At 42.3% G+C, this 480-nt stretch carries 1 protein-coding gene; it reads right to left on the reverse strand.

What is annotated here, in order from left to right; all coding sequences use genetic code 11:
- Positions 1–73 precede the first annotated feature (73 nt).
- Positions 74–480, reverse strand: a 407-nt coding sequence (locus AAEY72_RS14200; protein ID WP_352311142.1) for a DNA-J related domain-containing protein, incomplete at its 5' end; no start/stop codon positions are given.

A 480-nucleotide genomic window follows, 5' to 3' on the forward strand; every position in this document is an offset into this window, starting at 1 on the left:
GAACATTTTAGTGCTGACAACGATAACGGCTGTGGATGAAGAGTGTTCAACCACGGTAGTTTACCGATCAACGCTAATCTCTGAGTGTTTGCCATGCTTCGCACACTTCTCGAAAGCGTTCAGCATTACCTTGTTCACGATCGGGATGCCATTTTAATGCTAGTTTACGCCATTGCTTGCGAATGTCTTTATCGGTTGCAGTCTCATCAAGTTCAAACACTTTTAACGCATGACCTTTGTGCATTAACTGTACGTTAACGCCAATATACTCTTGAAAGCTAGACCAGAATGACTCAAGCATTTCCCGTACAACGTTTACGCTGGAATCATAATTGTTCCAATCGAGATAATAGTCACGTAATGCACCATCGCGAATATGTTGTATATCAGCACTGGCTGGAATGATCCGAAATATTTGGATTTCCATCGCCTTCACTTGCAACCACTGCTTGGGCATCAGTATGTCTTGTAATTCATACA

The organism is Psychrobacter sp. W2-37-MNA-CIBAN-0211 (assembly GCF_040309405.1).
GTDB classification, from domain to species: Bacteria; Pseudomonadota; Gammaproteobacteria; order Pseudomonadales; family Moraxellaceae; genus Psychrobacter; species Psychrobacter glaciei.